Annotated in this window: 16 protein-coding genes and 1 pseudogene; 15 read left to right on the top strand and 2 right to left on the bottom strand. The window is 66.1% G+C overall.

Annotated elements, in window-relative coordinates; translation table 11 throughout:
• Window positions 1-34 precede the first annotated feature (34 nt).
• The 13 genes and pseudogenes from AC5WJ1_RS08815 to AC5WJ1_RS08755 form a co-directional block, all read left to right on the top strand.
• Entirely contained in the window at window positions 35-985 is a 951-nt protein-coding gene (locus AC5WJ1_RS08815; protein WP_494476535.1) for a hydroxymethylglutaryl-CoA lyase, read from the top strand.
• Between the two features lie 28 nt (window positions 986-1013).
• Entirely contained in the window at window positions 1014-2429 is a 1416-nt protein-coding gene (gene leuC / locus AC5WJ1_RS08810) for a 3-isopropylmalate dehydratase large subunit (protein ID WP_135705345.1), read from the top strand.
• A 19-nt stretch (window positions 2430-2448) separates the two neighbouring features.
• On the top strand, window positions 2449-3087 hold the full coding sequence (gene leuD / locus AC5WJ1_RS08805; protein ID WP_195427639.1) for a 3-isopropylmalate dehydratase small subunit: 639 nt from the start codon (window positions 2449-2451) through the stop codon (window positions 3085-3087).
• A 51-nt stretch (window positions 3088-3138) separates the two neighbouring features.
• The gene (locus AC5WJ1_RS08800; RefSeq protein ID WP_494476031.1) at window positions 3139-4134 is read left to right on the top strand and encodes a Bug family tripartite tricarboxylate transporter substrate binding protein; all 996 of its coding nucleotides are present in this window, start codon (window positions 3139-3141) and stop codon (window positions 4132-4134) included.
• A gap of 16 nt (window positions 4135-4150) precedes the next feature.
• Window positions 4151-5074, top strand: coding sequence for an NAD(P)-dependent oxidoreductase (locus AC5WJ1_RS08795; RefSeq protein ID WP_135705343.1), 924 nt, complete (start codon window positions 4151-4153; stop codon window positions 5072-5074).
• Between the two features lie 70 nt (window positions 5075-5144).
• On the top strand, window positions 5145-6305 hold the full coding sequence (locus tag AC5WJ1_RS08790; RefSeq protein ID WP_135705342.1) for an ABC transporter substrate-binding protein: 1161 nt from the start codon (window positions 5145-5147) through the stop codon (window positions 6303-6305).
• 39 nt (window positions 6306-6344) lie between these two features.
• On the top strand, window positions 6345-7232 hold the full coding sequence (locus tag AC5WJ1_RS08785; protein WP_133096263.1) for a branched-chain amino acid ABC transporter permease: 888 nt from the start codon (window positions 6345-6347) through the stop codon (window positions 7230-7232).
• Window positions 7233-7234: 2 nt separating this feature from the next.
• Complete coding sequence (locus tag AC5WJ1_RS08780; RefSeq protein WP_434032640.1) at window positions 7235-8224, top strand: branched-chain amino acid ABC transporter permease; 990 nt, start codon at window positions 7235-7237, stop codon at window positions 8222-8224.
• Window positions 8221-9027, top strand: coding sequence for an ABC transporter ATP-binding protein (locus tag AC5WJ1_RS08775; RefSeq protein WP_195427642.1), 807 nt, complete (start codon window positions 8221-8223; stop codon window positions 9025-9027). The genes AC5WJ1_RS08780 and AC5WJ1_RS08775 overlap by 4 nt, the downstream gene beginning before the upstream one ends.
• Before the next feature lie 2 nt (window positions 9028-9029).
• The gene (locus AC5WJ1_RS08770; protein ID WP_135705339.1) at window positions 9030-9749 is read left to right on the top strand and encodes an ABC transporter ATP-binding protein; all 720 of its coding nucleotides are present in this window, start codon (window positions 9030-9032) and stop codon (window positions 9747-9749) included.
• 43 nt (window positions 9750-9792) lie between these two features.
• Window positions 9793-10197, top strand: a complete 405-nt coding sequence (locus tag AC5WJ1_RS08765; protein ID WP_195427643.1) for a nuclear transport factor 2 family protein — start codon at window positions 9793-9795, stop codon at window positions 10195-10197.
• Between the two features lie 10 nt (window positions 10198-10207).
• Complete coding sequence (locus AC5WJ1_RS08760; protein WP_494476030.1) at window positions 10208-10501, top strand: YciI family protein; 294 nt, start codon at window positions 10208-10210, stop codon at window positions 10499-10501.
• A 14-nt stretch (window positions 10502-10515) separates the two neighbouring features.
• A pseudogene (locus tag AC5WJ1_RS08755) lies at window positions 10516-10635 on the top strand (hypothetical protein); the annotation flags it as partial.
• Window positions 10636-10641: 6 nt separating this feature from the next.
• Here AC5WJ1_RS08755 and AC5WJ1_RS08750 read toward each other — a convergent pair.
• Window positions 10642-11607 (bottom strand): LysR family transcriptional regulator, encoded by a 966-nt coding sequence (locus AC5WJ1_RS08750; protein WP_434032642.1) that lies wholly within the window; start codon window positions 11605-11607, stop codon window positions 10642-10644.
• 166 nt (window positions 11608-11773) lie between these two features.
• Window positions 11774-12622 carry a class I SAM-dependent methyltransferase gene (locus tag AC5WJ1_RS08745; protein WP_494476029.1) on the bottom strand — a complete coding sequence of 283 codons (849 nt, stop codon included), beginning with the start codon at window positions 12620-12622 and terminating at the stop codon, window positions 11774-11776.
• A gap of 275 nt (window positions 12623-12897) precedes the next feature.
• Here AC5WJ1_RS08745 and AC5WJ1_RS08740 point away from each other — a divergent pair, with 275 nt between their 5' ends.
• Both AC5WJ1_RS08740 and AC5WJ1_RS08735 read left to right on the top strand, forming a co-directional pair.
• Window positions 12898-13878 (top strand): quinone oxidoreductase family protein, encoded by a 981-nt coding sequence (locus AC5WJ1_RS08740; RefSeq protein WP_195427647.1) that lies wholly within the window; start codon window positions 12898-12900, stop codon window positions 13876-13878.
• 71 nt (window positions 13879-13949) lie between these two features.
• Window positions 13950-15011 carry a beta-keto acid cleavage family enzyme gene (locus AC5WJ1_RS08735; RefSeq protein ID WP_133096253.1) on the top strand — a complete coding sequence of 354 codons (1062 nt, stop codon included), beginning with the start codon at window positions 13950-13952 and terminating at the stop codon, window positions 15009-15011.
• The last annotated feature ends 119 nt before the right edge of the window (window positions 15012-15130 follow it).

The following is a 15130-nucleotide window of genomic DNA, read 5'->3' as shown; positions in this document are numbered from 1 at the left end:
GCGCCAAACCGAAGGACAGAAAATGAACACGACCATGTGGCTTCCCCATGCCCCGCGGCGAGTCCGCATCAATGAAGTGTCCGTGCGCGACGGCTTCCAGATCGAGCCGGAATTCGTCCCCACCGAAGAGAAGATCGCGTTGATCGACCGGTTATCCGAAACCGGGCTCGCCCGGATCGAGATCACCTCGTTCGTGTCGCCCAAGGCGATTCCGAACCTGCGCGATGCCGAAGCCGTGGCCAGGCAGATCCGCCGCCATCCCGAGGTCATCTATACGGCCCTGGTGCCGAACGTGCGCGGATGCGAGCGCGCGCTCGAGTGCGACCTGGATGAGATCAACCTCGTCATGTCCGCCAGCGAGACCCACAACCTGGCAAACATGCGCATGACGTGCGAGCAGTCGCTGGCGCAGTTCCGCGATGTGACGGCGCTGGCCCGCTCCGGTGACCTGGTCGTCAGCGGCTGCGTGGCGACGGCGTTGGGCTGCCCGTTCGAAGGCGCGGTGGCGCCAGAGCGCGTGCGGTGGGCCGCGGGGCGATACCTGGAGCTGGGCATGGACAGCATCACGCTGGCCGACACCACCGGCATGGCAGACCCGCGCCAGGTGAGCGACCTGGTCGAGACCTTCCGCCAGTGGTTCCCAGGCGTGCCGCTGACACTGCATTTCCACAACACCCGCGGCATGGGCCTGGCCAACGTGCTGGCTGCGCTGGCCGCGGGCGTGGACAGCTTCGATGCCTCGCTGGGCGGGCTCGGCGGCTGCCCGTTCGCGCCCGGCGCCACCGGCAACATCTGCACGGAGGACCTGGTGCACATGCTCGAGTCGGCCGGCATCGACACCGGCGTTGACCTGGACCGGCTGCTGGGCGCCGCGCGCGACCTGCCGGCGCTGGTCGGGCACGATATTTCCGGGCAGGTCGTCAAGGCGGGCAAGCGCACCGAACTGTATCCGGTGCCGGAATGGGTGGGCGCGCGCCAGCACTGAAGCAAAGCATAAGCAAGGAGACATCATCATGACCGAGCCTAACCGCCCCGCGAGCCTGCTCGACAAGCTCTGGGCCAGCCACGTGATCCACCAGGAGACCGACGGCCCCGCGCTGATCTATATCGATCGCCACCTGGTCAACGAAGTGACCAGCCCGCAGGCCTTCGAAGGGCTGCGCCTGAACGGGCGCAAGGTGTGGCGTGCCGCCTCGGTGCTGGCCACTGCCGACCACAATGTGCCCACCACCGCGCGCAGCCAGGGCATCGCAGATCCGGTGAGCCGCGCGCAGGTTGACGCGCTCGACCGCAACTGCGAAGAGAACGGCATCGTCAATTTCGGCATGGACGATCCGCGCCAGGGCATCCTGCACGTGGTGGGGCCGGAGCGCGGCGCGACCTTGCCCGGCATGACCATTGCCTGCGGCGATTCGCATACCTCCACGCACGGCGCGTTCGCGGCGTTCGCATTCGGCATCGGTACCTCGGAAGTGGAGCAGGTGCTGGCCGCGCAATGCCTGTGGATGAAGAAGCCCAAGTCGATGCTGGTACGCGTTGAGGGCGAGCTGGGCAGGGGCGTTGCCGCCAAGGACATTGCGCTCGCGCTGATCGGGCGCATCGGCACGGCTGGCGCGACCGGCCACGTGATCGAGTTCGCCGGCAGCACCATCCGCGGCCTGAGCATGGAGGCGCGCATGACCGTGTGCAACATGGCGATCGAGGCCGGTGCGCGCACCGGCATGGTGGCCGTTGACGAGACCACGCTGGAATATCTGGGAGGACGGCCGCAGGCGCCGCAGGGCCGGATGTGGGACGTGGCCGTCGAATACTGGCGCACGCTGCACAGCGATCCGGGCGCGACCTTCGATGCCGTGGTGGACCTCGACGCCGCGACCATCCGCCCGCACGTGACCTGGGGGACGTCGCCGGAGATGGTGGTGCCCGTCGGCGAGCGCATTCCCGATCCGCGGGACGAGCGCGACCCGGTGCGGCGCAAGAGCATCGAGGCGGCGCTGCGCTACATGGGCCTGCTGCCGAATACGCCGATCGAAGCGGTCGCGGTCGACAAGGTCTTTATCGGGTCATGCACCAACGCGCGCATCGAAGACCTGCGCGCCGCGGCGGAGGTCGTGCGCGGCCGGCATGTCTCGCCGCGCATCCGGCAGGCACTGGTGGTGCCGGGCTCGGGCCTGGTCAAGTCCCAGGCCGAGGCCGAGGGCCTTGACCAGGTATTTATCGCGGCCGGCTTCGAATGGCGCGAGCCCGGCTGCTCGATGTGCCTGGGGATGAACGACGACCGCCTCGCGGCGGGCGAACGCTGCGCATCCACGTCCAACCGCAATTTCGAAGGCAGGCAGGGACCGGGCGGGCGTACCCACCTGGTGAGCCCGCAGATGGCAGCCGCGGCCGCCGTGGCGGGGCACTTCGTCGATGTCCGCGCGTTGTAACACCGGAGGAAGCCGAGCAATGAAAGCCTTTACCACCCTGGATGGACTGGTCGCGCCGCTGGATCGCGCCAATGTCGATACCGATGCCATCCTGCCCAAGCAGTTCCTGAAATCCATCCGGCGCAGCGGCTTCGGCCCCTACCTGTTCGACGAATGGCGCTACCTTGACCATGGCGAGCCCGGGCAGGACTGCAGCACCCGGCCGCTGAACCCGGACTTCGTGCTGAACCAGCCGCGCTACCGCGGCGCGTCGATCCTGCTGGCGCGCGAGAACTTCGGCTGCGGCTCCTCGCGCGAGCATGCGCCGTGGGCGCTGGAAGACTTCGGCCTGCGCGCGCTGATCGCGCCAGGTTTCGCGGACATCTTTTACAACAACTGCCTGAAGAACGGCCTGCTGCCGATCGTGGCGGCGCCGGAGGTGGTCGACCGCCTGTTTGCCGAGGTCGCTGCCACGCCGGGCTACCGGCTGCAGGTGGACCTGGCCGCGCAGCAGGTGGTCACGCCGGCCGGGGAGGTGATCGCTTTCACGCTCGACCCGTTCAAGCAGCATTGCCTGCTCAACGGGCTGGACGATATCGCGCTGGCACTGCGCCACGCCGCGCAGATAGACGCCTACGAACAAGTGCGGCGGCAGCGCGAACCCTGGTTGTTCAACTGACTGGACATCCGGCCGCACGAGCCGGAAAGCCCGACAACGATAGATGGAGACATGATGGACTGGAAGACTCACACCCCTCGCGCGCTGTGTGCCGCGGCGCTCGGCCTGGCCTGCTTTGCCGGCGCAAGCGCCGCCCTGGCACAAGCCTATCCCGCACAACCGATCCGCATGGTGGTGCCGTACGCACCCGGCGGCACGACCGACATCATCGCCCGGCAACTGGCCCAGCGCATGTCCGAGAAGCTGCACCAGCCGGTGGTGGTGGAGAACAAGAGCGGCGCCAACACCGTGATCGGGGCCGACGCGGTTGCCAAGGCGCAGCCCGACGGCTACACGCTGCTGCTGACCAACGACGCCACGTTCGTGCTCAATCCGGTGGTGCTGCCATCGGTGTCCTACAACGTCGCGCGCGACTTTGCGCCGGTGGCGGCGATCGGCTATGTGCCGCTGGTCATGGCGGTATCGGGCAGCCTGCCGGTGGACAGCGTCAAGGACCTGGCGGCCTATGCGAAAGCCCGCCCGCAGGCGCTCAGCTACGGTTCGTTCGGCGCTGGCAGCCAGCCGCACCTGATGGGCGCGCTGTTCAACAAGCTGGCCGGCACCGACCTCGTGCACGTGCCCTACAAGGGCTCGGCGCCTGCCGTGGCCGATGTCGTCGGCGGGCAGATCCTGATGACCTTCCCGGCGCTGCCGACGATCCAGAGCTTTGTCACAGCGAAGAAGCTCAAGGTGCTGGCGGTCAGCGGCGACAAGCGCACGCGCGCATTGCCCCAGGTCCCGACCTTCGAAGAGGCCGGCTACAAGGAAATGAATATTTCGGCGGTCTACGGTGTGCTGGCGCCGGTCAAGGTGCCGCGCGCGGTGGTCGACAAGCTCAATGCCACGATCCGCGAGATCCTCGACGAACAGGACTTTGTCGAGAAGCACTTTGCGGCGCAGGGCATGGTGCCGATGAAGCTGACGCCGGAACAGTTTGCGCGCTACATCGAAACGCAGACGCAGCAGACACGCAAGGTCGTTGCGCTGTCGGGCGTCAAGGTCGAGTAGGCCGGAAGGCAAGGACATGAAAGACGTGAATCACGAACGCACCTCGTCATCGCCGCGCATCGGCTGGATCGGAATCGGCGCCATGGGCAGGCCGATGTGCCTGAACCTGCTGAAGGCCGGCCACGCGCTGACGGTGTTCGACAAGGTGCCCACCCAGTGCGAGCCGGTCGTTGCCGCGGGTGCCCACGCCGGGCCGTCCGCGCGGGATGCGGTAGCGCAATCCGATGTGGTGTTCTCTACCGTCTTCGATGACAGCAGCTTGCGCGCGCTGTTCCTGTCCGACGGCGGCATTGCCGCTGCGGCGGCCGCGGGCCAGGTCTTTGTCGACATGAGCACGGTATCGCCGGAAGCCTCGGCTGAGGTGGCCGAGGCACTGGCGCAGCGCGGCGCCAGCTGGCTGCGCGCGCCGGTGTCCGGCACGGTGTCGCTGGCCGCGAGCGCGCAGCTGAGTTGCTTTGTGTCCGGGCCACGCGAGGCGTTCGCTGCGGTGCAGCCGCTGCTGGCCTGCCTGACCGCGCGCCAGTCTTATGTCGGCGGCGCCGACGAGGCGCGCGTGATCAAGCTGATGATCAACATGATGGTGTTCATGAGCACCGCGGTGATCGGCGAAGGGCTGGCCTTCGGCGAGCGCGCCGGGCTGGACCGCGCGCTGATGGTCGATGCGATCAACGACAGCATCGTCGGCAGCGCGCACTACCGCACCAAGGCCGACAAGCTCAAGCAGCGCGAATACGGCGCCGCGGGGCCGATCTCGCTGGTGGTGAAGGACCTGGACCTGGCACTCGCCGTGGCGCGCGACAACGCCGTGGCGCTGCCGATCTCGTCGCTGGTGCGGCAGTACCTGGCGATGATGCAGCAGCGCGACCTGGGCCATCTCGACATTGCCGCGCTGGCCGATGTGCCGGCCTGGAGCAGTGCGCCGGGCGGGGAGGTGCGCTAGCCGCCGTCAACTGAGGCGCGCCGCGAGAGCGCGCCCAAGACCCATGAACCATGACAAAAAGGATGGAGACATGAACCTCAAGCAAATCATCCGGACGCCGCACGGCGTCCTGTGCGCGGCTGTCGCCGGAGTGATGTTCGGGCTGGCGCAGCAGCCGGTGCTGGCCCAGGCCAGGCCCGGCGCGGAGCCGGTGCGCATCGGCGGCCTGTTTTCAACCACCGGCGGCCTCGCCGCCGTGGGGCTGGCCGAGCGCGAAGGCGCGCTGCTGGCGCAGAAAGTCATCAATGCCGGCGGCGGCATCGGCGGGCGGCCGCTGGAGCTGGTCGTCGAGGACGACGGCTCCAGCCCGGATACCGCCGTGGCCAAGGCCAACGCACTGCTGCACACGCACAGGGTGCGCGCCATCGTCGGCCCGTCCGGGATCGCGCAGACCGTGGCCATCGGCGGCATCACGCAGGCGCAGAAGGTGCCGCTGTTTGCGTTCTCCGGACTCGGGCCGGCGGTGGAACGCGAGCGTACCTGCGTCTTCCACCTGACGCCCTCGCAGGAACTGAATGCGCGCGCGGTGCTGTCCTATGCGCGCGACAACGGGCTCAAGCGCATCGGCGTGCTGCACGATTCGGGCTACGGGCAGGTGGTGTGGAGCAGCATGAAGACGCTGGACCGCCAATACGGCGTCACCTTCGTGCAGGTCGAGAAATTCGAGATCGCCGCCACCGACGTCACCACGCAGGCTGCCAAGCTCAAGGCCGCCACGCCGGACGCGATCGTCGTCATCTCTACCTCGCCCGCGCCGTTCCGCAATGTGCGCCAGCTGAAGGTCGGCGCACCGATCATCTCAGTGCACGGCACCGCCACCTACGAGACCGTCAAGGGCATGGGCGAGGCCGCCGACAACATCATCCATCCCGAGTTCATCGTTTCCGAGGATCCGCTGCCGGGGCAGAAGGAGTTTGTCGAGGCTTACCGCAAGGAGTACGGCAAGCTGCCCAAGCATTTCGCCGCCGTGGGCTGGGATGCGGTGATGGCGCTGGCCAGCGGCCTGAAGGCGGCGGGCGCCGATGTGGCCGGCGACAAGCTCTGCAGCGCGCTGCGCCGGCCTTACCAGGGCGTCACGATGGGCTATGACTTTTCTGCGCCCGATATGGGCGGCATGACGCTGGCCGGCTTTACTTACTCGAAGCTGCAGAAGGGCCAGTTCGTGCGGCTGGACTACAAGGCCCGGCCCTAGCCGGTGTAGCGGCAAAACGCATCGGCAAAAGGATCGGCAATGTCTGACACCCTAGTTATCCAGGCGGTCCTGTCCGGGATCACCAACGGCTTCGTCTACGCGCTGATCGGCGTGGGCATATCGATCATCTTCAAGGGCACGCGCATCGTCAATGCGATGCAGGGAGAGTTCGCGGTAATCGGCGCGCTGGTTGCGGTATTCGCGCTCAAGACGCTGGGCCTGCCTTATCCGGTGGCGATTGCCGGCGGCATTGCCGCCGGCGCCGCCAGCGGCCTGGCCATCGACACGTTGTTCGTACGCCCGATGATGCGGCGCGGCGCCGGCGAAGAGAGCTTCCTGCTGCTGACCATCGGCCTGGCGTTCGCGCTGTCCGCCGCGGCACTGTACTTCGGCGGGCGCGATTCGCACCTGCTGCCGGCCATCGGCGGCGAGGGTGTGGTGGAGCTGCTGGGGGCGACCGCGCCCGTGCACGCACTGGCGCTGGTGGTCATTGCGGTGCTGCTGGTGGCGGCGTTGCGGTTGTTCTACACGAAGACCCTGGTCGGTCTGGCCATGACGGCGGCGTCGCTGGACCCCGACGGGGCCACCACCACCGGCATCAACGTGCGCCGCATGCGCACGCTGACGTTCCTGCTCGGCGGCGGCTTCGGCGCGGTAGCGGGGGTGCTGGTGACACCGCTGCTGTCGATGAACTACCAGATGGGTATCGGCCTGACGCTGAAGGGCTTTGCCGCGGCCATCCTCGGCGGGCTGGGCAATCCGCTGGGCGCGGTGGTGGGCGGGCTGCTGCTGGGCCTGACCGAATCGCTGGCGGTGGTGGGCTTTCCGTCGGGTTATCGCGACGTGGTCGCGCTGTCGATCCTGGTCGTCATCATGATTCTGCTCCCCAACGGCGTGCTGGGCCGCGCGGGGCGCAAGGGAGGATAAGCATGAATGCATCATCCAACGCCACGCGCTGGCTGGTGGTGGCCGCGGTGGTAGTGTGGGCGCTGGCCGGGCAACTGCTGTCGCGCCACCACATCGACCTGCTCAACTTCGCCGCCATCCTGGCCGTGGGCGGCCTGGGCGTCGGCCTGCTGCTGGGGCAGTGCGGCATCGTCAACCTGGCGCAGGCCTCGTTCTACGGCATCGGCGCCTATGCCTCGGCCTACAGCACCACGGTGCTGGGATGGCCGGCGCTGGCCGGTGCCGCGGCAGGCCTGCTGGCCAGCGCGGCGCTGGCGGCGGCGATCGGCCTGCCGGTGCTGCGCCTGGGCGGCTTCTTCCTGGCGCTGGCGACGCTGGCGGTCGGCAGCATCGCCAATGTGCTGTTCTTCGAATGGGACTGGCTGACCGGCGGCACGCTGGGCATCGGTGGCATCCCCAAGCTGTCGCTGTTCGGTTTCCTGCTGGATACGCCGGAGCGCTATTACTACTTTGCCTGGCCGCTGGTAGGGCTGCTGCTCTGGCTGGTGGACAACCTGGTCAAGGGCCGCCCCGGCCTGGCCATGCGGGCCATGCGCGACGCGGCGCCGGCAGCGCAGGTGCTCGGCATCGACATGCACCGGCTGAAGACCGTGATGTTCGTGCTGTCGGCCATGCTCGGCTCGCTGGCGGGAAGCCTGTTTGCGCACTACGTGTCGTTCGTCAGCGTGCAGAGCTTTACGGTGGAGCGCTCGATCGTATTCCTGCTGGTGCCGGTGGTGGCAGGCGCGCGCTCCACCTGCGGCGTGGTGATCGGCGCATTGTTTGTGTCGCTGGTGCCGGAGCTGCTGAGCGGATTGGGGGATTTCCACCAGGTGTTGTTTGGCGCGGTGCTGGTGCTGGTGGTCACGTTGATGCCTGGCGGGATCATGGGTGGGCTCGCGGGCATGGTTGGCCGCATGCATCGCCGCACCTTCGGCCGCACGCAGAACCCCGCATTGAAGGAGGTCCGATGAAATCCGCCATCGCTGAATCCGGCACCAGTGCCGCGGGCGCGGCAGGCGCGCAGGCCCTGCTGCGGGTCGAAGCGGTCGCGCACAGCTTTGGCGGCCTTGACGTGCTGCGCAATGTTGCGTTCGATGTGCCGGCCGGCGGCATCGTCGGCCTGCTCGGCCCCAACGGCAGTGGCAAGACCACCTGCTTCAACATCATCTCCGGCTTTCTGCGGCCCAAGGGCGGCAAGGTGCTGCTGGCGGGGCGCGACATCACCGCCGACAGCGTGCAGCAGCGCAGCCGCGCCGGGCTGGTGCGCACATTCCAGACGCCACAGGTGTTCGAGCACATGACGGTGCTGGAAAACCTGATGGCCGGCTGCCACAAGGCCACGCGCTCGGGCGTGGTGCATGCGATGCTGCGTTCGCCGCTGTCGCGGCGCGAGCTGCAGTCGATGCACGAAGCCGCGCTGGGATGCGCACGGAAGTTCGGTCTGGAAGGCCTGCTGCAGCACCGCGCCGGCGCGCTGCCCGCGGGCCAGCGCCGCATCGTCGAGCTGGCGCGCGCCTGCATCGGCGAACCCCGCCTGCTGTTGCTCGATGAACCGTCCTCGGGGCTGAACAGCGAGGAAATCGAACTGCTGCGCGCGTGGATCCTGCGCCTGAACGGCGAAGGCATGACCATCCTGCTGGTGTCGCACGACATGGGGCTGATGACGATCTGCGGCACCGCCCACGTGCTGTATTACGGGGAAATCATTGCCAGCGGCACGCTGCAAGCCGTGCAGGCGGATCCGCGCGTGCGCGAAGCCTATATGGGAGTCTGACCATGCTGAAAGTGAAAGGCCTGTATGCCGGCTACAGCCCGGTGCCGGTGCTGCATGATATCGACATGGAGGTCGGGCCGGGCGAGGCGGTGGCCGTGGTCGGCGCCAACGGCGCGGGCAAGACCGCGCTGGTGCGCACGCTGTCGGGGCTGGTGCGGCCGATGGCGGGCAGCATCGTCAAGGACGGGGTGGAAATCGGCCACGTGCCGGGGCATCGCCGCTTCGAGCATGGCATTGCCGTAGTGCTGGAGAACCGCAACCTGTTCGGCGAGCTGTCGGTGCGCGACAACCTGCGGCTGGCCGAGCAGGCCGGCAGGCGCGCGCGCGGCGGCGCGATGCGCTTCACGCACGACGAAGTCTGCGAACTGTTCCCGCTGCTGCGCGAGCGCGGCAGCGGCCAGGTTGGCCTGCTCTCGGGCGGGCAGCAGCAGATGGTGGCGATCGCCCGCGCGCTGCTGCTGCAGCCCGACCTGCTGATCATGGACGAGCTGACCACGGGCCTGGCGCCGCGCATTGTCAAGGAAATCCTGGCCGTGCTCAACCGGCTGCGCGAGCGCGGGCTGAGCATCGTGCTGGTGGAACAGAGCGTGGCGATTGCCGCGGAGATGACCGACCGCGCCTATGTGCTTTCGGTGGGACGGGTGATCCACGAAGTGCGGCGCGGAGAGTGGCAGGCGCTGCTGAACGACAAGACGCTGGTGAAAGCGTATCTGCATGGCTGAGGGCACCGGCATGGGCAAAACGGACACAAAGACCGGAGGGTATATGGAAGATCTCGCTGCGCTCAGGCAGGCGGATGCCGCGCGATACCGCGCGATGCTCGCCGCCGATATTGCGGGGCTGGAAGGCCTGCTTGCGGATGAACTCAGCTATACCCACTCCTCGGCGTTGCGCGAAGACAAGCAGGCATACCTGGCATCGCTGCGCAGCGGGCGGGTGCGCTACCTGCAGGCGTCGGTACGAGAGGTTGGGCAGGAAATCTACAACGACATCGCCGTGATGCAGGGCAAGGCCCTGCTGGTTGCCGTGGTCGACGGCGTGGAACGCACGCTGGACAACCGCTTCCTCTGCGTGTGGAAGCGGCGGGAGGGCGCGTGGCAGATGCTGGCGTGGGCCTCGACGCCGATCCCCGCGCCGGTTGCTGCTGTCCCAGGCCAGGCATTTCAATAGATATATTGATATGGACTTCATCATTCATTGCCTTGACCACGCCGATGCGCAGCAGCGCCGGCTCGACAGCTACGACGCACATCGCGCCTACCTGGCTGCCGCGGAGGTCCGGTGCGTCATGTGCGGGCCGTTGATGTCCGATGACGGCGGCCGCATGATCGGCAGCCTGTTCCTGGTGCGTGCGCTGGACAAGCGGCAGGTCATCGACTTCACCACGGGCGATCCCTTCCAGCAGGCCGGCGTGTGGAAGGAGGTGCAGATTCATCCGTTCCTGCTGCGGGTAGACAACCGCGATCCCGACTGAACGGACGCGATGATAACTGCATCAGCTATGACCCGACCTTTGCCTACGCGCTCGCCGTGATCATCCAGGACGGCCTGCGCCGCATGATGCAGGAGCAGGAGGATGTGTACTACTACCTCACGGTGATGAATGACCGCGGCTCAACCGTGCCGCAGCAGGGGCGCCGGCTCAGGCACCTGGCTGCCGCCCGCGGCGCGGGCCTCCCACGGCGGCGGTGACATTGCCTGCTGCAGGTATTGCACCAGCGTCCGCACTTTCTGCGAGGTGAAGTTGCTGCGCGGATAGATCGCGAAGATGCCGTCGTCGAGCGGAACCTCGTGCGGCAGCACCTGGACCAGGCGGCCCGCCGCCAGGTCCGCCGAGATAATGAACAAGGGCAATACCGTAATGCCATGGCCGGCCAGCGCCGCGTCGCGCAGCACTTCGCCGTTGTTGGCGGTGAAGACCCCGCGCGGGGCGATGACCTTCGGCGCGGCCTGCGGGGTCGCGCCACGGAACGCCCACACCTGGCCGGGCGCGGAGTTGCTGTACGACAGGCAGGCATGCTGCGAGATGTCGGCGAGGCTGGCCGGCAGCCCGGCGCGCGCAGCGTAGGCCGGGCTGCAGCATGCGATGCGCCGGCTCACCGCCAGCCGGCGCGCGATCAGCGCGCTGTCGCCCAGCCGGGTGATGCGGATGGCAACGTCGTAGCGCTCATGGCCGGTATCGGCCAAGCGGTCATCCAGCTCCATCACGACATGCAGGCGCGGGTGGGCGCTGGCAAACTCGGCGATCATCGGCGACAGCCAGAGCGTGCCGAAGCTCATCGGCGCCAGGATGCGCAACTCGCCGCATAGCTGCTGCGATGTCTCGGAAATGCTTTCCGCCGCATGCGTCAGTTGCGCCATCGCAGCACGGGCCTGTTCGTAGAAATGCCTGCCGCTTTCGGTGGGCTGCACGCTGCGCGTGGAACGCTGCAGCAAGGTCACGCCAAGGCTGCGCTCCAGGTCGCTGATACGTTTGCTGACAACGGACTTCGACAGTGCCAGGTGGCGCGCGGCACCGCTCACGCTCCCTGACTCCACCACCAGCAGGTATGCCTCGATCTCCTCGGTCTTGAGTTGCATGCTGGTCTTCCATATTTCGTTGCTCTCGGCACGAAGGATACCGGGCGGTACTGTACAGGAGCAATGGTTGGAAGCCTTGTCAGGGCCCTTCCAGTTGGCGGGAGTACAAAGCCCCATATCGGCTTGCCGCTTATGCCGTTCCGCTAGGCTCGAAGGGGGGCGAAAACTATCCTGGCTTCGCGCCCGAGCCGATGATGAGTTCAAGCTCGGTCTTGAAGCCTTCACCGACGTCGAACTGCTTTAGGCATTCATAAACATCGTTCCAGGCCCTCACCCTGGCCGCGACGTCGAGGTCCGCTACCACCGCCCGGTATGCCCCGGCGGCTTCCTGCATCAGTTGCAGCGCATCGGACGCGCTCGGCAAGACGAGCTGCGCTCGGACGTGGCGTGTTCTCACATCGCCAAGACCGCTGTCGTGCATCAGGCGTTCCAGCACGCCATCGCCTCCCAGTGCAAAGATTCCGGGTTGTCCGGGCGCGGGAGGAGACTTGCCCGCGTGGCGTAGAAGGATCGCCATCGGCTGAGCCATAAAGGGATTGGCGGCCGGCGTCGTGAAGACCAGCGCCGCGAAACGCGCGCCAGGCTTGAGTGCGCGCTGGACAGATTTCAATGCCTCACCAGGCGACGGAAAAAGCATTAGTCCCAATCGGCACATCGCCGCGTCGAACGGGGCCAGTGTCTCGTCCAATTCGTCTGCTGCGCATTCCAGCGTTTCGATATTCTGAAGGCCGGCACGGGCGGCATTTCGGCGGACATGCTCCAGCATGGTGCCCGATATATCACTGGCGACCACTTCGCCGTCGGCACCCACTCGCATCGCTGCCTGGATGCTCTGGCTGCCGGCACCGCAAGCCAGATCGAGAACGCGCATGCCCGGCCGGACACCGGCCATATCAATGAGCGTGTCCGTGGCGCCAGAAAGAGTGGTGGCGAACACATTCTCCCACTTCGCCCAGCCGGGTGCTGCCGACTCCCACGTATTGCGAAGACTGGATTTCACTCCGTTGTCGGTCATCTGGAGACTCCCTCAGGATCCACCGCCGCCTGTACAGAAGCATTGTATTTCCATCACTCATGAGCCGGCGGATCCTTGTCATAAAGAGAAAAGTTAAAGGCACGCAAGGGAAAGCGGAAAGCGGCGCCAGGCTCGATGATTCGGTCATGCAAAGTGCACTCGGACATCAACCCGTCTGAGTCACACCAGCACCGGCTTGTCCATTTTGTCCATCGGCGAGCCCAGGCGGCAAGCCCCAGGCAAGCCGTGACATCTACTCAAGAACAGGAGACCACATGGCGAAAGTCGTTAAGATTTACGAGACAGGCGGACCCGACGTCCTTCGTTTTGAGGACGCGCATGTGGGTGATCCGGGGCCAGGGGAGGTTCGTGTCCGTCACGTGGCCGCAGGTCTGAATTTTGCCGACACTTACTTCCGCAGCGGTACCTATAAGGTCCCGCTGCCCAGCGGCATCGGCAACGAAGCCGCCGGCGTTATCCAGGCCGTCGGTGCCGGCGTCACCCATCTGGCGGTCGGCGACCGTGTGACCTATACGGGCTTTACCAACACGCTGGGCGCCTACAGCACGGAGCGGTTGATCTCCGCCGCACCGCTGATCAAGCTGCCGGAGACGATCAGTTGCGAAATCGCGGCTGCCATGACCATGCGGGGCCTGTCAGCGGCCTACCTGATGCGCCGGATCTACCCCTTCAAGGCGGGCGACTCCATCCTGCTGCATGCCGCGGCAGGCGGTGTCGGCCTGATCATTTCGCAATGGGCCAAGCTGCAGGGACTGACGGTGATCGGAACGGTTTCTACCGATGCCAAGGCCGAAATCGCGCGCGCCCATGGCTGCGACCACACGATCAATTACAGCCATGAGGACGTGGCCACGCGCGTGCGGGAGTTGACGGATGGCGTGGGCGTGAACGTGGTCTTCGACAGCGTGGGCAAGGACACCTTCATGGCCTCGCTGGACTCCCTCAAGCGCCGCGGCCTGCTGGTGTGCGTGGGTTTCGCCTCCGGCCCGGTCACCGGGTTCGATCCTGCGATCCTGGCCCGCAAAGGCTCGGCATTCCTGACGCGCCCGGGCCTGGCCGACTATATCGCCGATCCTGCCGAGAAGGCGGAACTGGTGAGCGAGCTGTTCGGCCACGTGGCGGCGGGCCGCATCCACATCGGGATCAATCAGCGCTATGCCCTGGAAGATGCCACGCAGGCACATCGGGACCTCGAGTCCCGAAAGACCACCGGCTCGTCCATTTTCGTGATTTGACAGCGCGAAGCAGCCTTCCCATCTAGTTCGACGTTCCCAAGATTCAAACCTCAACCCGGAGATCCATCGATATGAACTTCCTTGACGGCCACCTGTATCCCGAGAACCAGCAGCCCCTGATCATCACCGCCGCTCCCTATGCGCCAGGCTGGATCCCGTCAGACTTCCCGGAAGACATCCCTGTCACCATGGCGGATCAGATTCAGAAGGCGGTGGATTGCTACGAAGCTGGTGCGAGAGTGCTGCATCTGCACGTGCGCGAAGAGGATGGCAAGGGCAGCAAGCGGCTGTCCAAGTTCAACGAACTGATCGCCGGCGTGCGCAAGGCCTGTCCGGAAATGGTCATCCAGGTGGGCGGCTCTATCAGCTTCGCGCCTGAAGAGGGACAGGCCGCCAAATGGCTTAGCGATGACACGCGGCACATGCTGGCCGAACTTGATCCGAAGCCGGACCAGGTGACGGTGACCGTCAACACTTCGCAGATGAATGTGACGGAGCACGCCAGTGTGGATGATTTCAAGGGAGTTTCGCGGGGGTTCGCGCACCTCTACGAAACCTACAAGGACATGGTCGTTCCCTCGAATCCCAGCTGGTTCGAGGAGCACGTTCGACGCCTGACGGCCGCCGGTATTCAAAGCGAGTTTCAATGCTACAACATCAACAGCTTTGAAACGATTGAGCGGATGATTCGCCGCGGTGTCTACAAGGGCCCGCTGGTGATGAACTGGGTGGCGATCAGCGGCGGCATGGATCAGGCGAACATCTACAACCTGGCCAACATTCTGCGTGCCGTGCCGGACGGAGCCGTGGTAACGGTGGAGAGTTCGGTGCTGAACGTGCTGCCCATCAACATGATCGGCATGGCTTTGGGCCTGCATGTGCGGTGCGGCATCGAGGACGTACTCTGGAACCAGACCCGCACCGGAAAGATGAGCACGGTCGAGCAGATCAAGCAATTGGTGCGTATTGCCGGCGAATTTGGTCGCCCCATCGCGACAGCGCAGCAGACCCGCGAGATCTTGCAGCTTGGGGTCTTCTACGACACGGTGGAAGAGACGCTGCAGAAGAATGGCTTTGCCCCCAATCGTAACGGTGGCCACCAGGGCTTCCTGCGCAAGGCCGAATGCATGTAAGTAGCCCTTGGGGGAACTTGACAGCATTTGCGGTATTGGCGATGCCAGCGTTGCTCATGCCGCCATGTGCGTCGCGCCTGCTGCCAGGGCGACGCACATGGAAGGCGCGCAGCTTGACC

This window comes from Cupriavidus sp. MEYA8, from assembly GCF_059278825.1.
The sequence above is the reverse complement of the archived record's forward strand: the minus strand, read 5'-3'. Positions and strand labels throughout refer to the sequence as shown.